This is a genomic window from Pseudomonas sp. PDM32, from assembly GCF_019219225.1.
In the GTDB taxonomy this organism is placed as follows: Bacteria; Pseudomonadota; Gammaproteobacteria; order Pseudomonadales; family Pseudomonadaceae; genus Aquipseudomonas; species Aquipseudomonas laurylsulfatiphila.
Window position 1 is genome coordinate 347,424 of record NZ_JAHUWE010000007.1, and the last position, 17,958, is coordinate 365,381.

Genomic DNA, 17,958 nt, shown 5'->3' on the forward strand with positions numbered 1-17,958 from the left:
CCATAAAAAAACCCGGCCACTGGCCGGGTTTTTTATGGAGCGGCCTACTTAGCCGTTGAACACGTCATCCACGCTTTTCAGCGGGTAGTTCTTCGGATACGGCAGGGTCGCCACGCCGGTCTCGATGGCGGCTTTGGCCACGGCATCGGAGATCAGGGTGATCAGACGGGCATCCATTGGCTTCGGAATGATGTACTCACGGCCGAATTCCAGCTTGATGCCGCCGTAGGCGTCGCACACTTCCTGAGGCACTGGCAGCTTGGCCAGTTCACGCAGGGCGTTGGCCGCGGCTACTTTCATCTCTTCGTTGATGCGCTTGGCGCGAACGTCCAGGGCACCACGGAAGATGAACGGGAAGCCCAGTACGTTGTTGACCTGGTTCGGGTAGTCGGAACGACCGGTGGCCATGATCACGTCGCTACGGGTGGCGTGTGCCAGCTCCGGGGAGATTTCCGGATCAGGGTTGGAGCACGCGAACACGATCGGGTTGGCCGCCATGGACAGCAGGCCTTCAGGGCTCAGCAGGTTCGGGCCGGACAGGCCTACGAACACGTCAGCGCCTTGCAGGGCGTCAGCCAGGGTGCGCTTGTCGGTCGCGTGAGCGAACACAGCCTTGTACTGGTTCAGGTCGTCACGGCCGGAGTGGATCACGCCGGTACGGTCGACCATGTAGATGTTTTCGATATTGGCGCCCATGCTCACCAGCAACTTCATGCAGGAGATGGCGGCAGCGCCGGCACCCAGGCAGACGATCTTGGCTTCCGACAGGGTTTTGCCAGCGATTTCCAGGGCGTTGATCATGCCGGCTGCGGTCACGATAGCGGTGCCGTGCTGGTCATCGTGGAATACCGGAATATCGCACTGCTCGATCAGAGCGCGCTCGATTTCAAAGCACTCGGGCGCCTTGATGTCTTCCAGGTTGATGCCACCGAAGGTGATGGAGATGCGCTTGACGGTGTCGATGAAGGCCTGCGGGCTTTCGGAGTCGACTTCGATGTCGAAAACGTCGATGCCGGCGAAACGCTTGAACAGTACGCCTTTACCTTCCATCACTGGCTTGGAAGCCAATGGGCCGAGGTTACCCAGGCCGAGAATCGCGGTGCCATCGGAAATGACTGCAACCAGGTTGCCTTTGCCGGTGTACTTGTAGGCCAGCTCGGGATCGCGGGCGATCTCGCGTACTGGCTCGGCTACACCCGGGCTGTAGGCCAGCGACAGGTCGCGAGCGGTAGCAGTGGCCTTGGTGAGCTCGACACTCAGCTTCCCTGGACGAGGATTGGCGTGATATTCGAGAGCGGCAGTTTTCAGATCAGACATTTTGGCATTCCGCTTTTTACTGTTGGACAGACTGGTCAGCGAGGATACGCGCCTCGCAAAGTCCCCACAAGACTGACTGGTCACCCCTGTCAAGCGCCCGCCCCTACGACTTTGGGCCAAGAGCCACGGTTCACAAGGGTTAGACTGTTCACAATCGAAAGAAAAAATGTCTACAATTTTTTATCACTGCATCGCTTGAAGCATCACCGGGTCGGTCAAGGGCAACATCCAGCGCGCCTGCCCCTCTTTCAGTCCGCCACGTCGCGAACGATCCAGCACCCAGCCACGCGCCTCGATCTGCTTGCCCTTGAGGCTTTCCAGCGAGTTCACATCGAAACGCGCCAGCAGATTGGGTGCAACGCGCAATACAACCGAGTCCTGCAATTCGATCCAAACCCCACCTCGATTGCGCTGCACCTTGCTCACACGACCGCTGAGCACGGCAAAACCGGAAGAGCTGATCTGTTCCGCTTTTAGTACAGGCGACTGGCGCCACACACCGAGCCCGGCCTGTCGAGCGTTGCGCTCTGCGGCTTGCTGACAGGCGACCAGATCGACGTTCGGCGCCACGGCCACCTGGAAACCCAGGCCTTCGGCGAGCATTTGCGCTTCGAGGTTGGCGCCATCTGCACCGTAGACATGGGCCAGCGTGCGGCCGTAATGGTCCTTGCTTTCTTTGCCAGGCACCAACCCGACCCGCCCGTCACTCGCCGCCACCAAGGCCTCAAGGCGTTTGCGCGCGGCCACGGCGAAGGGTTCGTCGGAACGGCCCTGCTTGCCCAGCTCCGGCGTGTTCAAGCCGATCATGCGCACATTGCGGCCATCGCCCAAGCGCAGGGTGTCGCCATCCACCACCCGCTGCACCCCGACGGGTGTCAGGCCGCCTGGCGTCGGACAAAAGGCCTGCGCGCCAGACAGCCAAATCGCGGACACAAAAAAGGCGCCCGCGAGGGACGCCTTTTTCATCAGCATGGAAAAACCGCAGCGGCTTCCCAAGTTGATCGGCCTTAGGCCTTTTTCGCGCCGAAAGCACCGAAACGGTCGGCGAACTTCTGTACGCGACCACCGGTGTCCAGAGTCTTCTGCTTACCGGTGTAGAACGGGTGGCATTCGTTGCAAACGTCGATCGCCAGGGCTTTGCCGAAGGTCGAACGGGTTTCGAACTTGTTGCCGCAGCTGCAGGTAACAGCAACTGCCGGGTATTCTGGATGGATATCAGCTTTCATGGTGTTTTCCTCGGGCTAGCGTGCCGCCACCCAACACTATTGTTGAATACCGCACGTAATTAGGCCGCGGATTCTACCAGACAATCCCGTTCACGCAAGCTGTCGCTCAAACCAGTCGTCTGCTAGGCTCCCGGCCAAATTGCCGCCCCTGTGGGAGCGGGCTTGCTCGCGAAAGCGGTGTGTCAGGCTACTTGAATGTTGACTGACACACCGTCTTCGCGAGCAAGCCCGCTCCCACAGGTCGTAGCCCTGCTGTTTATTCCGCTGATCGAGATCCCCGCGTGCCCGACGCCATTCTGCGCCTCGCCCTGCCTTCGCCGCTGCGCCGCCTGTTCGACTACCGCGCTCCGGCCGGTGTCCTGCGTGCCCAACTGCACCCCGGCATGCGCCTGCGGGTACCGTTCGGCCGGCGCGAGATGATCGGGATTCTGGTGGAAGTCACCGACACCAGTGAAGTACCGGCCGAGAAACTCAAGCCGGCCCTGGCCCTGCTCGACGCGACGCCACCGCTGCCGCCCGCGCTGTTCAAGCTGTGCCTGTGGACCTCTCAGTACTATCAGCACAGCCTCGGCGACACCTTGAGCTGGGCGTTGCCGGTGCTGCTGCGCCAGGGTGAGCTGGCCGAAGCGCGCCAGGAGCGCTTCTGGTCTGCCACGCCAGGCGCCAGCCTCGATGATCCGCGCATCGCCCGCGCTCCGCGCCAGCGCGAAGCCCTGGCCACGCTGGCCCAGCATCCCCACGGCGTCGCCCATCAGTTGCTGAGCAAGCTGATGCTGAGCAAGGACAGCCTGGACTTGCTGCTGGCCAAGGAGCTGGTGCAGGTCGAGATCCGCCGCCACGCCCCCGGCGCACGCCACGAACACTGGCTGGCGCAACCGGAGCTGCCGCTGAACCCGGAGCAGCGCGCCGCCTATGAGGCCATTCGTGCCGGCTTCGACAGTTACCACGCATTCCTGCTGGCCGGCGTCACCGGCAGCGGCAAGACCGAAGTCTATCTGCAGCTGATCCGCGAAACCCTCGAGGCGGGCAAGCAGGCACTGGTGCTGATCCCGGAAATCAACCTCGGCCCGCAGACCCTGGCGCGCTTCGAACAGCGTTTCAATGCGCGCATCGCGCTGATCCATTCGGCGGTCAATGACCGCGAACGCCTCGATGCCTGGCTGGCCGCCCGGGACGGTGAGGCCGACATCATTATCGGCACCCGCTCGGCCCTGTTCACGCCGATGAAGAACCCTGGCCTGATCATCATCGACGAAGAGCACGACGGCTCCTATAAACAGCAGGAAGGCTTGCGCTACCACGCCCGCGATCTGGCGCTGGTGCGGGCGCGACAGGAAAACATCCCGATCGTCCTCGGCTCCGCCACCCCTTCGCTGGAAAGCCTGCACAACGCCTACACCGGCCGCTACGGACTGCTGCGCCTGAATGAGCGCGCCGGCGGGGCCAAGCAGCCGCGCTTCCTGCGCCTGGACGTGAAAAGCCGCCCGCTGGACAGCGGCATTTCCGGGCCGATGCAGCAAGCCATTGGCCAGACCCTGGCCGCCGGGCAGCAGGTACTGGTGTTTCTCAACCGCCGCGGTTTCGCCCCGACCCTGCTGTGTCACGATTGCGGCTGGATGTCCGAGTGTCAGCGCTGCGATGCGCGAATGACCGTGCATCAGCGTTACGGCGAGCTGCGCTGCCACCACTGCGGCTACGTCGAACGCGTGCCGCGCCAGTGCCCGAAGTGCAACAAGGTCGATCTGCGCCCCGTTGGTGCAGGCACCGAGCGGGCCGAGGAGCGCCTGGCGATTCTGTTCCCGGACTATCCGGTGCTGCGGGTCGACCGCGACAGCACATCGCGCAAGGATGCGATGAACCAGCTGTTCGCGACTATTCAGAAAGGCCAGCCGTGCATCCTGATCGGTACGCAAATGCTCGCCAAAGGCCACCACTTCCCACGAGTAACACTGGTGTCGATCCTCGACGCCGACGGCGGCCTGTTCTCCGGCGACTTCCGCGCCAGCGAACGCATGGCGCAATTGATCGTCCAGGTCGCCGGCCGCGCAGGCCGCGCCGAAGAGCCGGGCAAAGTGATTATCCAGACGCACCTGGCCGACCACCCGCTGCTGGTGCAACTGACCGAGCAAGGCTATTTCGCTTTCGCCGAACAGGCCCTGAGCGAACGCCGCGCGGCTGGCTTGCCGCCGTTTGCGCATTTGGCGTTGTTGCGGGCCGAAGCGCATAAACCGGGCCAGGCCGAAGGTTTTCTCGATGAGGCGTGCAGCGAGGCCGAGCGCTTGCTGGCTGAACAGGGTTTGACCGGGATCGAACTGTTGGGGCCGGTACCAGCGCCGATGGAACGACGGGCCGGGCGTTATCGTGCTCAGCTGTTGTTGCAGGCGACGGCCCGGGCGCCGCTGCATCGGTTGCTAGCAAGCTGGTTGTTGGGGCTGGAGCAGATGCCGAGCGGGCGGGCGGTGCGCTGGTCTTTGGATGTCGATCCTGTCGATTTGTATTGAGATCAAAAGATCGCAGCCTTCGGCAGCTCCTACAGGGATTTTGTGAAACGCCTAGTCTGCGATCTTTGCTTCTTTTGTCACCACACATCCACAACCTGCCTGCTAAGGTTGGCAAGCCCGTCTTCGCAACGGATAATGCCCAGTTTTTCCACCAGCGCATGATGCGCCGCCGCGCCTGCGGTCGAAAGAGAAGACCATGAAAGACACCATTCGCCAGCTGATCCAACAAGCCATCACCCAACTCGTCAACGAAGGTGTGTTGCCTGAAGGCCTGTCGCCGGCGATCCAGGTGGAAAACTCCCGCGACAAGAAGAACGGCGACTTCGCCAGCAACATCGCCATGATGCTGGCCAAACCGGCCGGCATGAAGCCCCGCGATCTGGCGGAAAAAATCATCGCCGCGCTGCCGGCTGACGAAAACGTTTCCAAGACCGAAATCGCAGGTCCCGGCTTCCTGAACTTCTTCCAGAACACCGACGCCCTGGCGACCCGCCTGGACGCCGCCCTGGCCGATGACCGCATCGGCGTGCGCAAGGCCGGCCCGGTACAGCGCACCGTGGTCGACCTGTCGGCACCGAACCTGGCCAAGGAGATGCACGTCGGCCACCTGCGCTCGACCATCATCGGCGACGGCGTGGCCCGCGTTCTCGAATTCCTCGGCGACACCGTGATCCGTCAGAACCACGTCGGCGACTGGGGCACCCAGTTCGGCATGCTGATGGCTTATCTGCAGGAAAACCCGATCACCAGCGACGAGCTGTCGGACCTGGAAAATTTCTACCGCGCCGCCAAGCAGCGCTTCGACGAATCCGAAGAGTTCGCCGACCGCGCCCGCGGCCTGGTGGTCAAGCTGCAGGCCGGCGATGCCGACTGCCTGGCCCTGTGGACCAAGTTCAAGGACATCTCTCTGTCCCACTGCCAGAAGATCTACGAACTGCTCAACGTCAAACTGACCATGGCCGATGTGATGGGCGAAAGTGCCTACAACGACGACCTGATCAACGTGGTCAACGATTTGAAGGCCGCTGGCATGCTGGTCGAGAGCAACGGCGCCCAGTGCGTATTCCTCGACGAGTTCAAGAACGCCGACGGCGACCCGCTGCCGGTGATCATCGTCAAGGCTGACGGCGGCTACCTCTACGCCACCACCGACCTGGCGGCCGTGCGTTACCGCAGTGGCAAGCTCAAGGCCGATCGCGCGCTGTACTTCGTCGACCAGCGTCAGGCCCTGCACTTCCAGCAAGTGTTTGCCGTGGCGCGCAAGGCCGGTTTCGTGACCCATCCGATGGAAATGGAACACATGGGCTTCGGCACCATGAACGGCGCTGACGGCCGTCCGTTCAAGACCCGTGATGGCGGCACCGTGAAGCTGATCGACCTGCTGACCGAAGCCCAGGAACGTGCCTATACCCTGGTCAAGGACAAGAACCCGGAGCTGGCCGAGGCCGAGTTGCGCAACATCGCCAAGGTGGTGGGCATCGGCGCAGTAAAATACGCCGACCTGTCCAAGCACCGCACCAGCGACTACAGCTTCAACTTCGACCTGATGCTCAACTTCGAAGGCAACACCGCGCCCTACCTGCTGTACGCCTACACCCGCGTAGCTGGCGTGTTCCGCAAACTCGGCAAGGACTTCAGCGAAGTCGACGGCCAGATCGTCCTCGAGGCGACGCACGAACACGAACTGGCAGCGAAGCTCGCGCAGTTTGGCGAGATCCTGAACAACGTGTCCGAAAAAGGCACCCCGCACATCCTCTGCACTTACCTGTACGACGTCGCCGGCCTGTTCTCCAGCTTCTACGAGAACTGCCCGATCCTCGCCGCCGACACCCCGGCACAAATGCAGAGCCGCCTGCGCCTCGCCGCGCTGACCGGACGCACCCTCAAGCAAGGCCTGGAACTCTTGGGCCTGGAAACTCTGGAGCGTATGTAAGTTGGCTGCCAAGAAAAAACCTGCACCCAAGCGTGGCGCCAGCCGTTACCAAGCTCCTGCAAAGCAACCGATCCCGGGCTGGCTGTGGATGGCCATCGGCCTGACGGTCGGCGCGTTTATCGTGTTCCTGATGAAGCTGGAACCGGGCAAGGGCAGCGACACGGTCAAGCGTGAAAAGGTCGAGCAACAGCAACAGCAGAAAGCCAGCAAGATCGCCGAGGCCAACAAGACCCCGCCGAGCCCGACGCAACCGGTGAAGCCGAAGTACGACTTCTACACCTTGCTGCCGGAATCGGAAGTCATCGTGCCGCCGGATGCCGTGCCGGAAAAAACCCTGCCGACGCCACAAGTGCCGGCCATCCCGACTACGCCGGTCACCCCGGCCGAAGCGGCGAAGATCGACACGGCTCGCGCCCAGGCTGCATTGGCCGGGATCACGCCGCCGCCAGCGCCACCGGTCAAGGCTGCGCCTGTGACGAAGTTTTTCCTGCAGGCTGGCTCGTTCCGCAAAGAGACCGATGCGGACAAGGTTCGGGCGCAGATCATTCTGCTGGGCCAGGCTGTGGCGGTTGAGTCCGGGACGGTGAAGGACGAAACCTGGTATCGGGTGCTGGTCGGACCGTTCAGCAACCGTGAACAACTGACGACTGCCCAGAAACAACTGGCCGGCGCCGGCTTCAGCAATCTGTTGTTACAACAACGCCAGAGTCGCTGATTACCTGCCCGCCCGGAAGTCACCGCCCCCTGTAGGAGCTGCCGCAGGCTGCGATCTTTTGATCTTGAAAAAACAAAATCAAAAGATCGCAGCCTTCGGCAGCTCCTACGCGCCTCGCACCACTCGTCCCCTCTCCCGTCCTACAGTTGAAATCCACTCCAGCACCCCCATATGAATGGGCATAAGGCATTTTCGCCCCGCTGCGTGGAGACTCTTCCCTTGACCACCATCGTTTCAGTTCGCCGCCACGGCAAAGTCGTCATGGGCGGCGACGGCCAGGTTTCCCTTGGTAATACCGTGATGAAAGGCAACGCGAAAAAAGTTCGTCGCCTGTACCACGGCCAGGTCATTGCCGGTTTTGCCGGTGCCACCGCCGACGCCTTTACCCTCTTCGAACGTTTCGAAGGCCAGCTTGAAAAACACCAGGGTCACCTGGTGCGCGCCGCCGTCGAACTCGCCAAAGAATGGCGTACCGACCGCTCCCTGAGCCGTCTTGAAGCCATGCTCGCGGTCGCCAACAAGGACGCCTCCCTGATCATTACCGGCAACGGTGACGTGGTTGAACCCGAAGACGGCCTGATCGCCATGGGTTCCGGTGGCGCCTACGCCCAGGCCGCGGCCAGTGCGCTGCTGAAAAAGACCGACCTGTCAGCCCGGGAAATCGTCGAAACCGCCCTTGGCATCGCCGGCGACATCTGTGTATTCACCAACCACACCCAGACCATTGAGGAGCAGGACTGCGCCGAGTAAGTCCGTGCAGCCACCGCACCACGGCTCATTCTTGCTTGAGGTCCACTGAATATTATGTCCATGACTCCCCGTGAAATCGTCCACGAACTCAACCGCCACATCATCGGCCAGGACGATGCCAAGCGCGCCGTCGCCATTGCCCTGCGCAACCGCTGGCGCCGCATGCAGCTGCCTGAAGAGCTGCGCGTTGAAGTCACGCCAAAGAACATCCTGATGATCGGCCCGACCGGCGTCGGTAAAACCGAGATCGCCCGTCGCCTGGCAAAGCTGGCCAATGCGCCGTTCATCAAGGTCGAAGCGACCAAGTTCACCGAAGTCGGCTATGTCGGCCGCGACGTCGAATCGATCATTCGTGACCTGGCCGATGCCGCGATCAAGCTGCTGCGCGAGCAGGAAATCGTCAAGGTTCGCCACCGCGCCGAAGACGCCGCCGAAGAGCGCATCCTCGACGCCCTGCTGCCACCGGCGCGCATGGGCTTCAGCAACGACGACGCCCCGACTGCCGATTCCAACACCCGCCAGCTGTTCCGCAAGCGCCTGCGCGAAGGTCAGCTGGACGACAAGGAGATCGAAATCGAAGTCGCCGAAATGGCCGGCGTCGACATCTCCGCGCCACCGGGCATGGAAGAAATGACCAACCAGCTGCAAAGCCTCTTTGCCAACATGGGCAAGGGCAAGAAAAAAGCCCGCAAGCTCAAGGTCAAAGAAGCGCTGAAGATGGTGCGCGACGAAGAAGCCAGCCGCCTGGTCAACGATGAAGAGTTGAAGGCCAAGGCCCTGGAAGCCGTCGAGCAGCACGGTATCGTGTTCATCGACGAAATCGACAAGGTCGCCAAGCGTGGCAATTCCGGTGGCGTCGATGTATCCCGCGAAGGCGTGCAGCGCGACTTGCTGCCGCTGATCGAAGGCTGCACCGTCAACACCAAGCTGGGCATGGTCAAGACCGACCACATCCTGTTCATTGCATCCGGCGCGTTCCACCTGAGCAAGCCAAGCGATCTGGTGCCCGAGCTGCAAGGCCGTCTGCCGATCCGTGTCGAACTCAAGGCTCTGAGCCCGGAAGACTTCGAACGCATCCTCAGCGAACCGCACGCCTCGCTCACCGAGCAATACTGCGCGCTGCTGAAAACCGAAGGCCTGGGCATCGAGTTCCAGCCGAGCGGCATCAAGCGCATCGCGGAGATCGCCTGGCAGGTCAACGAAAAAACCGAAAACATCGGTGCCCGTCGCCTGCACACCCTGCTCGAGCGCCTGCTCGAAGAGGTGTCGTTCAGCGCCGGCGACCTGGCCAGCGCCCATGACGGCAAGGTGATCCAGATCGACGCCGACTACGTCAACAGCCACCTGGGCGAATTGGCGCAGAACGAAGACCTGTCCCGTTATATCCTGTAGGTCACCTACTCTCCTGTGAGAACGTGACACCTGTAGGGGCTACCGCAGGCTGCGATCTTTTGATGTTGCTTTTCAAGATCAAAAGATCGCAGCCTGCGGCAGCTCCTACGGAGCGTTCCACATAGACGGACGACCTGTCATGACCCAACTCCCCACCGACATCAAGCTGCACAAAGCCTCGAAAACCCTGTCGCTGAAATACGCGTCCGGCGAGGAATACACCCTGCCCGCCGAGTTCCTGCGCGTGCACTCTCCTTCCGCCGAGGTCCAGGGCCACGGCAAACCCATCCTGCAATTTGGCAAGATCAACGTCGGCCTGACCAAGGTAGAACCGGCCGGTCAGTACGCTCTGAAACTGACCTTCGATGACGGTCACGACAGCGGCCTGTTCACCTGGGAATACCTCTACGAACTGGCGCGACGTTATGACGCACTGTGGGAAGATTATCTGGCCGAACTCAAAGCGGCCGGAAAAACCCGCGACCCGAACGAATCCGTCGTCAAGCTGATGCTCTAATTCGAGCCTCTTGCTCTTTAGAGGGCATTTTCTAATTTCATCTGTTTGAATGCTCCGCTCCAGGGCCGTCGATTGGCCTGCTTGCGAAAAAAATTAAACTCGGGTAACCAATGGAACTGGCAAGTTCCCTGCAGTGCTCACTGCGAACAAAAGCAGCGATGCAGTATTAACGGTCACCCGAGCAGCAGTACCTGGAATTGGTTGTGTGACTGCACAGCAGGCCCCGGGTACTCGTCTCAGGACATTGGAGCGTCGTAGATGAGTAACAAGAATAACGATGACTTGAAGCAGCAAGCCTCCGAAAACACCTTGGGGCTGAATCCTGTCGTTGGATTGCGTGGAAAAGATCTACTGGCTTCTGCTCGCATGGTGCTCAGGCAGGCCATCAAACAACCGATTCACAGCGCCAAGCATGTCGCCCATTTCGGCCTTGAACTCAAGAATGTACTGCTAGGCAAATCCGAGCTTCTTCCGAATGGCGATGACCGTCGCTTCGCCGATCCGGCCTGGAGCCAGAACCCGCTCTACAAACGTTATTTGCAAACCTACCTGGCGTGGCGCAAGGAACTCCACGACTGGATCGATGACAGCAACCTGCCGGCCAAGGACGTCAGCCGCGGGCACTTCGTGATCAACCTCATGACCGAGGCCTTGGCCCCGACCAACACGGCGGCCAACCCGGCGGCGGTCAAGCGTTTCTTCGAGACCGGCGGTAAAAGCCTGCTCGACGGCCTCTCGCATCTGGCCAAGGACCTGGTACACAACGGTGGCATGCCGAGCCAGGTCAACATGGGGGCATTCGAGGTCGGCAAGACACTGGCCGTGACCGAAGGTGCAGTGGTGTTTCGCAACGACGTGCTGGAGCTGATCCAGTACAAGCCCACCACCGAACAGGTGCACGAGCGCCCTCTGCTGGTGGTGCCACCGCAAATCAACAAATTCTACGTTTTCGACCTCAGCCCGGAGAAAAGCCTGGCGCGGTTCTGCCTGCGCAGCAACGTGCAAACCTTCATCGTCAGCTGGCGCAATCCGACCAAGGAGCAGCGTGAGTGGGGCCTGTCGACTTACATTGAGGCGCTCAAGGAAGCGGTCGACGTGGTCACCGCGATCACCGGCAGCAAGGACGTGAACATGCTCGGCGCCTGCTCCGGCGGCATCACCTGCACCGCGCTGCTGGGCCATTACGCAGCGATTGGCGAGAACAAGGTCAATGCCCTCACCCTGCTGGTCAGTGTGCTCGACACCACCCTGGACAGCGATGTGGCGCTGTTCGTCGATGAACAAACCCTCGAAAGCGCCAAGCGCCACTCCTATCAGGCCGGCGTGCTGGAAGGCCGCGACATGGCGAAAGTCTTTGCCTGGATGCGCCCCAATGACCTGATCTGGAACTACTGGGTCAACAACTACCTGCTGGGCAACGAGCCACCGGTGTTCGACATCCTGTTCTGGAACAACGACACCACCCGGTTACCGGCTGCGTTCCACGGCGACCTGATTGAAATGTTCAAAAGCAATCCATTGATTCGTCCGAATGCACTGGAAGTGTGCGGCACACCGATCGACCTGAAGCAGGTTACCGCCGATATCTTTTCCCTGGCCGGGACCAGCGACCACATCACCCCGTGGCGCTCCTGCTACAAGTCGGCGCAACTGTTCGGCGGCAATGTTGAATTCGTGCTGTCCAGCAGCGGGCATATCCAGAGCATCCTGAACCCGCCGGGCAATCCGAAATCGCGCTACATGACCAGCACTGAAATGCCCGCCAATGCCGATGACTGGCAGGAAGAGTCGACCAAGCACGCCGATTCGTGGTGGCTGCATTGGCAGGCCTGGCAGGCACAGCGCTCGGGCAACCTGAAAAAAGCTCCGCTGAAACTGGGCAACAAGGCGTACCCGGCGGGCGAAGCTGCACCGGGCACTTACGTGCATGAGCGGTAACTGACACACCCGCCCCACACTGTGGGGGCGAGCTTTTGTGGCGAGGGGGCTTGCCCCCGTTGGTGCGCGAAGCGCGCCTGAAATCAATCAGCGCGGTCTGGTATCGGAGCGCGGTGACTGATTGACGACTGCTTCGCAGTCGAACGGGGGCAAGCCCCCTCGCCACAAAGCCCGCGCCCACAAGGGGATCGGGAAGAATTCGAGAGAACGACCCACAGGGCCTGAAGCATGCCGCAACCCTTCATATTCCGTACCGTCGACCTGGATGGCCAGACGCTCCGCACGGCGGTACGCCCCGGCAAGCCTCACTTGACGCCCCTGCTGATTTTCAACGGTATTGGCGCCAACCTGGAGCTGGTGTTCCCGTTCATTGCGGCGCTGGACCCGGACCTGGAAGTCATCGCCTTCGACGTCCCCGGCGTCGGCGGTTCATCGACGCCAAACCGGCCGTATCGTTTTCCGGGGCTGGCCAAGCTCACGGCGAGGATGCTCGACTATCTCGACTACGGGCAGGTCAACGTCATCGGCGTGTCCTGGGGTGGCGCCCTGGCCCAGCAGTTCGCTTATGACTATCCGGAACGTTGCAAGAAACTCGTGCTGGCCGCCACGGCGGCGGGTGCGGTGATGGTACCGGGCAAACCGAAAGTGTTGTGGATGATGGCCAGCCCGCGACGCTACATCCAGCCGTCCCACGTGATCCGCATTGCGCCGATGATCTACGGTGGTGCGTTCCGTCGCGACCCGACGCTGGCCGCCAGCCATGCGGCCAAGGTGCGCTCGGCGGGCAAGCTCGGTTACTACTGGCAACTGTTCGCCGGCCTCGGCTGGACCAGCATCCACTGGTTGCACAAGATCCGTCAGCCAACCCTGGTGCTGGCCGGCGACGATGACCCGTTGATCCCGTTGGTCAACATGCGCTTGCTGGCCTGGCGGATTCCCAACGCCCAGTTGCACATCATCGATGACGGACATCTGTTCCTGATTACCCGGGCCGAAGCGGTGGCCCCGATCATCATGAAATTTCTCGAGGAGGAGCGCCAGCGTGCGGTGATGCATCCGCGTCCGGCGCCACTGGGCAGTTAAAGCGCTGCCTCAGCGGTCGGCAGGACGCCACGCCGCGCAACAACCCGTTACAGCGTCTATGGTGTTCTGGTTCAGTGTGTTTGTTTTTGGCCTGAAGACGAAGGAGTGTTGAATCATGCGCGAGAAACCAGCGAGGGAGTCCTTGGCGACTCCCGCCGCGTTCATCAATGCACAGAGTGCGATTACCGGCCTGCGCGGCCGGGATCTGCTGTCGACCCTGCGCAGTGTGGCCGCCCATGGCTTGCGCAACCCACTGCACAGCGCCCGGCATGCCCTCAAACTCGGCGGTCAGCTTGGCCGTGTGCTGCTGGGCGAGACCCTGCACCCGACCAACCCGCAGGACGCTCGCTTCGCCGACCCGGCATGGAGCCTCAACCCGTTTTATCGCCGTAGCCTGCAGGCCTACCTGAGCTGGCAGAAGCAGGTCAAAAGTTGGATCGACGAAAGCAACATGAGCCCGGACGACCGCGCCCGCGCCCACTTCGCCTTCACCTTGCTCAACGACGCCGTATCGCCCTCCAACTCCCTGCTCAACCCACTGGCGATCAAGGAGCTGTTCAATTCCGGCGGTAACAGCCTGGTGCGGGGCATCAGCCATCTGGTGGACGATCTGCTGCATAACGACGGCCTGCCCCGGCAAGTCACCAAGCAAGCGTTCGAGGTCGGCAGGACGGTCGCCACTACCACCGGTGCCGTGGTGTTTCGCAACGAGCTGCTGGAGTTGATCCAGTACAAGCCGATGAGCGAAAAGCAGTATTCCAAGCCCCTGCTGGTGGTGCCGCCACAAATCAACAAGTACTACATTTTCGACCTGAGCCCGCACAACAGCTTCGTCCAGTACGCCCTGAAAAACGGCCTGCAAACCTTCATGATCAGCTGGCGCAACCCGGATGTGCGTCACCGCGAATGGGGGCTCTCGACCTACGTCGAAGCCGTGGAAGAAGCGATGAATGTCTGCCGGGCGATCACCGGCGCGCGCGAAGTCAATCTGATGGGCGCCTGCGCCGGCGGGCTGACCATTGCCGCGCTGCAAGGTCATCTGCAGGCCAAACGGCAGCTGCGCAGAGTGTCCAGCGCGACGTATCTGGTGAGCCTGCTCGACAGTCAGCTGGACAGCCCCGCTACGCTGTTCGCCGACGAGCAGACGCTGGAGGCTGCCAAGCGCCGCTCCTATCAGAAAGGTGTGCTGGACGGCCGTGACATGGCCAAGGTCTTCGCCTGGATGCGCCCCAACGATTTGATCTGGAGCTACTTCGTCAACAACTACCTGTTGGGCAAGGAGCCACCGGCGTTCGATATCCTCTACTGGAACAACGACAACACGCGCCTGCCGGCCGCCCTGCATGGCGACCTGCTGGACTTCTTCAAGCACAACCCGCTGACCCACCCGGGCGGACTGGAAGTGTGTGGCACGCCGATCGATTTGCAGAAGGTCACCGTCGACAGCTTCAGCGTCGCCGGCATCAACGATCACATCACACCGTGGGACGCGGTGTATCGCTCGACACTGTTGCTCGGTGGCGAACGGCGCTTCGTGCTGTCCAACAGCGGCCATGTGCAGAGCATCCTCAACCCGCCGAGCAACCCGAAAGCCAACTACGTCGAGAACGGCAAACTGAGCAGCGACCCCCGCGCCTGGTATTACGACGCCAAACATGTCGACGGCAGCTGGTGGACCCAATGGCTGGGCTGGATTCAGGAACGCTCCGGCGCGCAGAAGGAAACCCACATGGCGCTCGGCAACCAGAACTACCCACCGATGGAGGCAGCACCCGGTACTTACGTGCGCGTGCGCTGACGTTCAACGCGCCACGGCCGCTGCCGGCCGTGGCAAGACCCGATCATTAAGAAGACTGGATGAAAACCCGCGACCGGATCCTCGAATGTGCCCTGCAGTTGTTCAATCAGAAGGGCGAACCGAATGTCTCCACCATGGAAGTTGCCAATGAAATGGGCATCAGCCCGGGTAACCTCTACTACCACTTTCACGGCAAGGAACCGCTGATACTCGGGCTGTTCGAGCGCTTTCAATGTGAACTGCAACCGCTGCTCGACCCACCGTCCGACGTCGAATTGGGCCCCGAAGATTACTGGTTGTTCCTGCATCTGATCGTCGAGCGCCTGTCCCACTACCGGTTTCTGTTCCAGGACCTGTCGAACCTCGCCGGACGCCTGCCGAAACTGGCCAAGGGCATTCGCAACCTGCTCAATGCACTCAAGCGCACACTGGCGTCGTTGCTCGCACGATTGAAGGCTCAAGGGCAATTGGTCAGCGACACCCAGGCGTTAGGGCAACTGGTGGAACAGATCACCATGACCCTGCTGTTTTCACTGGATTACCAGCGGATTCTCGATCGTGAAGGCGAGGTGCGGTTGGTGGTTTACCAGATCATGATGCTGGTGGCGCCGCATCTGTTGCCACCGATCAAAGTGGCGACGGAGCAAATGGCAATGCAGTACCTGGAAGCACACGAGTAAGCCTGACACCCGCCAACCCTGTGGGAGCGAGCTTGCTCGCGATGGCGTCTGTTCAGCCAACATGGATGTCGACTGATACACCGCTATCGCGAGCAAGCTCGCTCCCACAGTGGGCTTGTGTCGCTCAGAAATTCGCGCACAAACAAAAACGCCCGACCTTGGCAGGCCGGGCGTTTTCTTGAGCCCTGAAAATCAGGACTGACTGGTTGGCGTCGATGGCGCTGGCGCGGCAGTCGGGGTGACAGCAGGGGTTGGCGCGGTCGCGGAGTTCGAGGCGCTGACCGGAGCTGCTGCCGGGGTTGCCGGGGTTGCCGGCTTGGCAGCTGCTACTGCTGGTTTTGGCGCGGCGGCTTTTGGAGCTGCCGGCTTCTTCACTGCAGGCTTTTTCGCAGCAGCAGGTTTGGCTGCCGGCTTGGCGGCGGCGGGTTTTGCTGCAGCCGTTTTAGCCGCAGGCTTGGCCGCTGCTGGCTTGGCAGCCGGTTTGGCGACAGCTTTCGCCGCAGCCGGTTTGGCCGCTGCAGGTTTGGCGGCTGCAGGTTTGGCGGCTGCAGTTTTTGCGGCAGGCTTGGCAGCAGGTTTAGCCGCAGCTTTTGCCAGTGGCTTGGCAGCCGTTTTCGCGGCTGGCTTGGCGGCGGCAGTCTTGGCAGCAGGCTTGGCCGCCGCGGTTTTCGCCGCAACAGGCGCAACCTTGGCACCGGTCAGTTTTTCGATTTGCTTGGTCAGGGTCTCGACCTTGCTGTGCAGTGCCTTGACTTCGTTGCGGCTCGGTACGCCCAGACGCGAGATGGCACTGTTCAGACGCTTGTCGAAAGCACCTTCCAGCTCATCCCACTTGCCCAGTGCACGATCTTTCACACCGCTGATGCGCGATTTTGCCGAAGAAGCGGAGTCCTTTGCGGCGTCGACTGTCTTGCCAACAGCGCTCTTGGTGAGCTTCTCGGCTTTCTCGCCATCCTTGACCAATGCATCGAAGAGTTTGCTGCCGTCAGTGTCGATCTTCGAGTACACGCCTAAACCAGCCAGCCAGATTTTTCGGGAGTAATCTTCAACCTTCCCGATCCACGAGCTGCCTTCTTTTTCGGTTTTCTTTTTAACAGCCATCCCGTTCTCCTTAAGATTTACGCGCGACACGTTCGAGCAATGCCGTCAGCTCATCGAGCTTAGCAGAGAGTGTCTCAACGTCATGTTTAGACGGAATGCCGATACGATTCAAGGCACTTGCGACACGCGTGTCGAACGCCTTCTCGACCTTGTCGAGTTGAACTTCGACCTTGCCTTTGAAAGTGCTGACTTCACTCTTGACTTCAACGATCTCGGCATTGGCCGCTTCAAGTTTCTCAGCGACTACTTTTTTGCCTTTCTTTTCAACAACCTGACCAGCCTTGATCAGCTCTTGAAAGTATTCGCTGCCCTCTTGGCCGACCTTGGCGTAGGCGCCCAGGCCTGCCAGCCAGATCTTGCGGGCATAGGATTTGACGTCGCTCAGCGTGCTGGTCGATGCGTCGATTTTTTTCTTCAAAATAACTTTGGCCATGGTGCACCTCACGCGCAAAAGGTTTGAGGAACTGCCCGGATAAGTGGCGGGCTCTGGCACAAAGTAGGGAGAAAAATTAGAAACGGCACCCTAACAAATGACATGAATGAGTGTGCCTTTTGGAAAAGATCGCAGCCTTCGGCAGCTCCTACAGGTAAACGCGAACCTGTGTAGGAGCTGCCGAAGGCTGCGATCTTTTCAGGATCACACGAGGGCCTTGTCCAGCGCCTTCTCGATTTCCGCTTTGATCATGCCGCTCATGGCCGACATCATCAGGCCCAGCTCCACGTCGACACGAATCGAATCCTCGGTGACATGCACCGCACCTTTCACACCCGAGCGCTTGAGGTTCAGGGTGTCACCGGACCACTGCGGCTCCAGGCCATACTGATCGGAAAGTTTCTGCGCCAGCTTGTCGGCCTTCTCGCGAGCCGCTTCCTTACCCAGGCCGTGGGCACGTTCAACACTAATACGGGCCATCGAATGACTCCTGCTTTATGGATGCTTTCCCGGGGCATCTTGACCTCTGCTGTGTCAAAACGTCCCGATAGTTGCCCATCTTACCTTCAGCCTT

The 17,958-nt window shown here is 60.9% G+C and carries 16 protein-coding genes; 10 read left to right on the forward strand and 6 right to left on the reverse strand.

Annotated elements, in window-relative coordinates; all coding sequences use genetic code 11:
• Positions 1 to 48 precede the first annotated feature (48 nt).
• The 3 genes from KW846_RS15970 to rpmE all read right to left on the reverse strand — a co-directional run bounded on the left by KW846_RS15970 (position 49) and on the right by rpmE (position 2,543).
• Positions 49 to 1,317, reverse strand: coding sequence for a malic enzyme-like NAD(P)-binding protein (locus tag KW846_RS15970; RefSeq protein ID WP_218483343.1), 1,269 nt, complete (start codon positions 1,315 to 1,317; stop codon positions 49 to 51).
• Positions 1,318 to 1,500: 183 nt separating this feature from the next.
• Positions 1,501 to 2,289 carry a thermonuclease family protein gene (locus tag KW846_RS15975; protein WP_218483345.1) on the reverse strand — a complete coding sequence of 263 codons (789 nt, stop codon included), beginning with the start codon at positions 2,287 to 2,289 and terminating at the stop codon, positions 1,501 to 1,503.
• Between the two features lie 35 nt (positions 2,290 to 2,324).
• Positions 2,325 to 2,543 (reverse strand): 50S ribosomal protein L31, encoded by a 219-nt coding sequence (gene rpmE, locus KW846_RS15980; protein WP_007975586.1) that lies wholly within the window; start codon positions 2,541 to 2,543, stop codon positions 2,325 to 2,327.
• 281 nt (positions 2,544 to 2,824) lie between these two features.
• On the opposite strand from rpmE, the gene KW846_RS15985 reads away from it, so the two are divergent.
• From KW846_RS15985 to KW846_RS16030, 10 genes are all read left to right on the forward strand, one after another.
• A complete protein-coding gene (locus KW846_RS15985; RefSeq protein WP_218483347.1) occupies positions 2,825 to 5,044 on the forward strand; it encodes a primosomal protein N' in 2,220 nt (739 codons plus the stop codon).
• A gap of 196 nt (positions 5,045 to 5,240) precedes the next feature.
• Entirely contained in the window at positions 5,241 to 6,977 is a 1,737-nt protein-coding gene (gene argS, locus KW846_RS15990; protein WP_218483350.1) for an arginine--tRNA ligase, read from the forward strand.
• 1 nt (position 6,978) lies between these two features.
• A complete protein-coding gene (locus KW846_RS15995) occupies positions 6,979 to 7,692 on the forward strand; it encodes an SPOR domain-containing protein (RefSeq protein ID WP_007975583.1) in 714 nt (237 codons plus the stop codon).
• 219 nt (positions 7,693 to 7,911) lie between these two features.
• Complete coding sequence (gene hslV / locus KW846_RS16000; RefSeq protein WP_007975582.1) at positions 7,912 to 8,442, forward strand: ATP-dependent protease subunit HslV; 531 nt, start codon at positions 7,912 to 7,914, stop codon at positions 8,440 to 8,442.
• Positions 8,443 to 8,496: 54 nt separating this feature from the next.
• The gene (hslU, locus tag KW846_RS16005) at positions 8,497 to 9,834 is read left to right on the forward strand and encodes an HslU--HslV peptidase ATPase subunit (protein WP_102698564.1); all 1,338 of its coding nucleotides are present in this window, start codon (positions 8,497 to 8,499) and stop codon (positions 9,832 to 9,834) included.
• A gap of 139 nt (positions 9,835 to 9,973) precedes the next feature.
• Positions 9,974 to 10,351, forward strand: coding sequence for a gamma-butyrobetaine hydroxylase-like domain-containing protein (locus tag KW846_RS16010; protein WP_007999201.1), 378 nt, complete (start codon positions 9,974 to 9,976; stop codon positions 10,349 to 10,351).
• Positions 10,352 to 10,609: 258 nt separating this feature from the next.
• Positions 10,610 to 12,289, forward strand: a complete 1,680-nt coding sequence (gene phaC / locus KW846_RS16015; RefSeq protein WP_007975578.1) for a class II poly(R)-hydroxyalkanoic acid synthase — start codon at positions 10,610 to 10,612, stop codon at positions 12,287 to 12,289.
• Positions 12,290 to 12,517: 228 nt separating this feature from the next.
• The gene (gene phaZ / locus KW846_RS16020; protein WP_007975576.1) at positions 12,518 to 13,372 is read left to right on the forward strand and encodes a poly(3-hydroxyalkanoate) depolymerase; all 855 of its coding nucleotides are present in this window, start codon (positions 12,518 to 12,520) and stop codon (positions 13,370 to 13,372) included.
• 115 nt (positions 13,373 to 13,487) lie between these two features.
• Entirely contained in the window at positions 13,488 to 15,170 is a 1,683-nt protein-coding gene (gene phaC, locus KW846_RS16025) for a class II poly(R)-hydroxyalkanoic acid synthase (RefSeq protein WP_116580793.1), read from the forward strand.
• Positions 15,171 to 15,229: 59 nt separating this feature from the next.
• Positions 15,230 to 15,850: a TetR/AcrR family transcriptional regulator gene (locus KW846_RS16030; protein WP_007975574.1), complete on the forward strand. Its 621-nt coding sequence runs from the start codon at positions 15,230 to 15,232 to the stop codon at positions 15,848 to 15,850.
• A gap of 192 nt (positions 15,851 to 16,042) precedes the next feature.
• Here the strand turns inward: KW846_RS16030 and KW846_RS16035 are convergent, their stop codons facing one another.
• From KW846_RS16035 to KW846_RS16045, 3 genes are all read right to left on the reverse strand, one after another.
• Positions 16,043 to 16,951 (reverse strand): phasin family protein, encoded by a 909-nt coding sequence (locus KW846_RS16035; protein WP_218483352.1) that lies wholly within the window; start codon positions 16,949 to 16,951, stop codon positions 16,043 to 16,045.
• Positions 16,952 to 16,961: 10 nt separating this feature from the next.
• Positions 16,962 to 17,384: a phasin family protein gene (locus tag KW846_RS16040; protein WP_218483353.1), complete on the reverse strand. Its 423-nt coding sequence runs from the start codon at positions 17,382 to 17,384 to the stop codon at positions 16,962 to 16,964.
• A 204-nt stretch (positions 17,385 to 17,588) separates the two neighbouring features.
• Positions 17,589 to 17,864 carry a polyhydroxyalkanoic acid system family protein gene (locus KW846_RS16045; protein WP_102698558.1) on the reverse strand — a complete coding sequence of 92 codons (276 nt, stop codon included), beginning with the start codon at positions 17,862 to 17,864 and terminating at the stop codon, positions 17,589 to 17,591.
• Between the last annotated feature and the right edge of the window lie 94 nt (positions 17,865 to 17,958).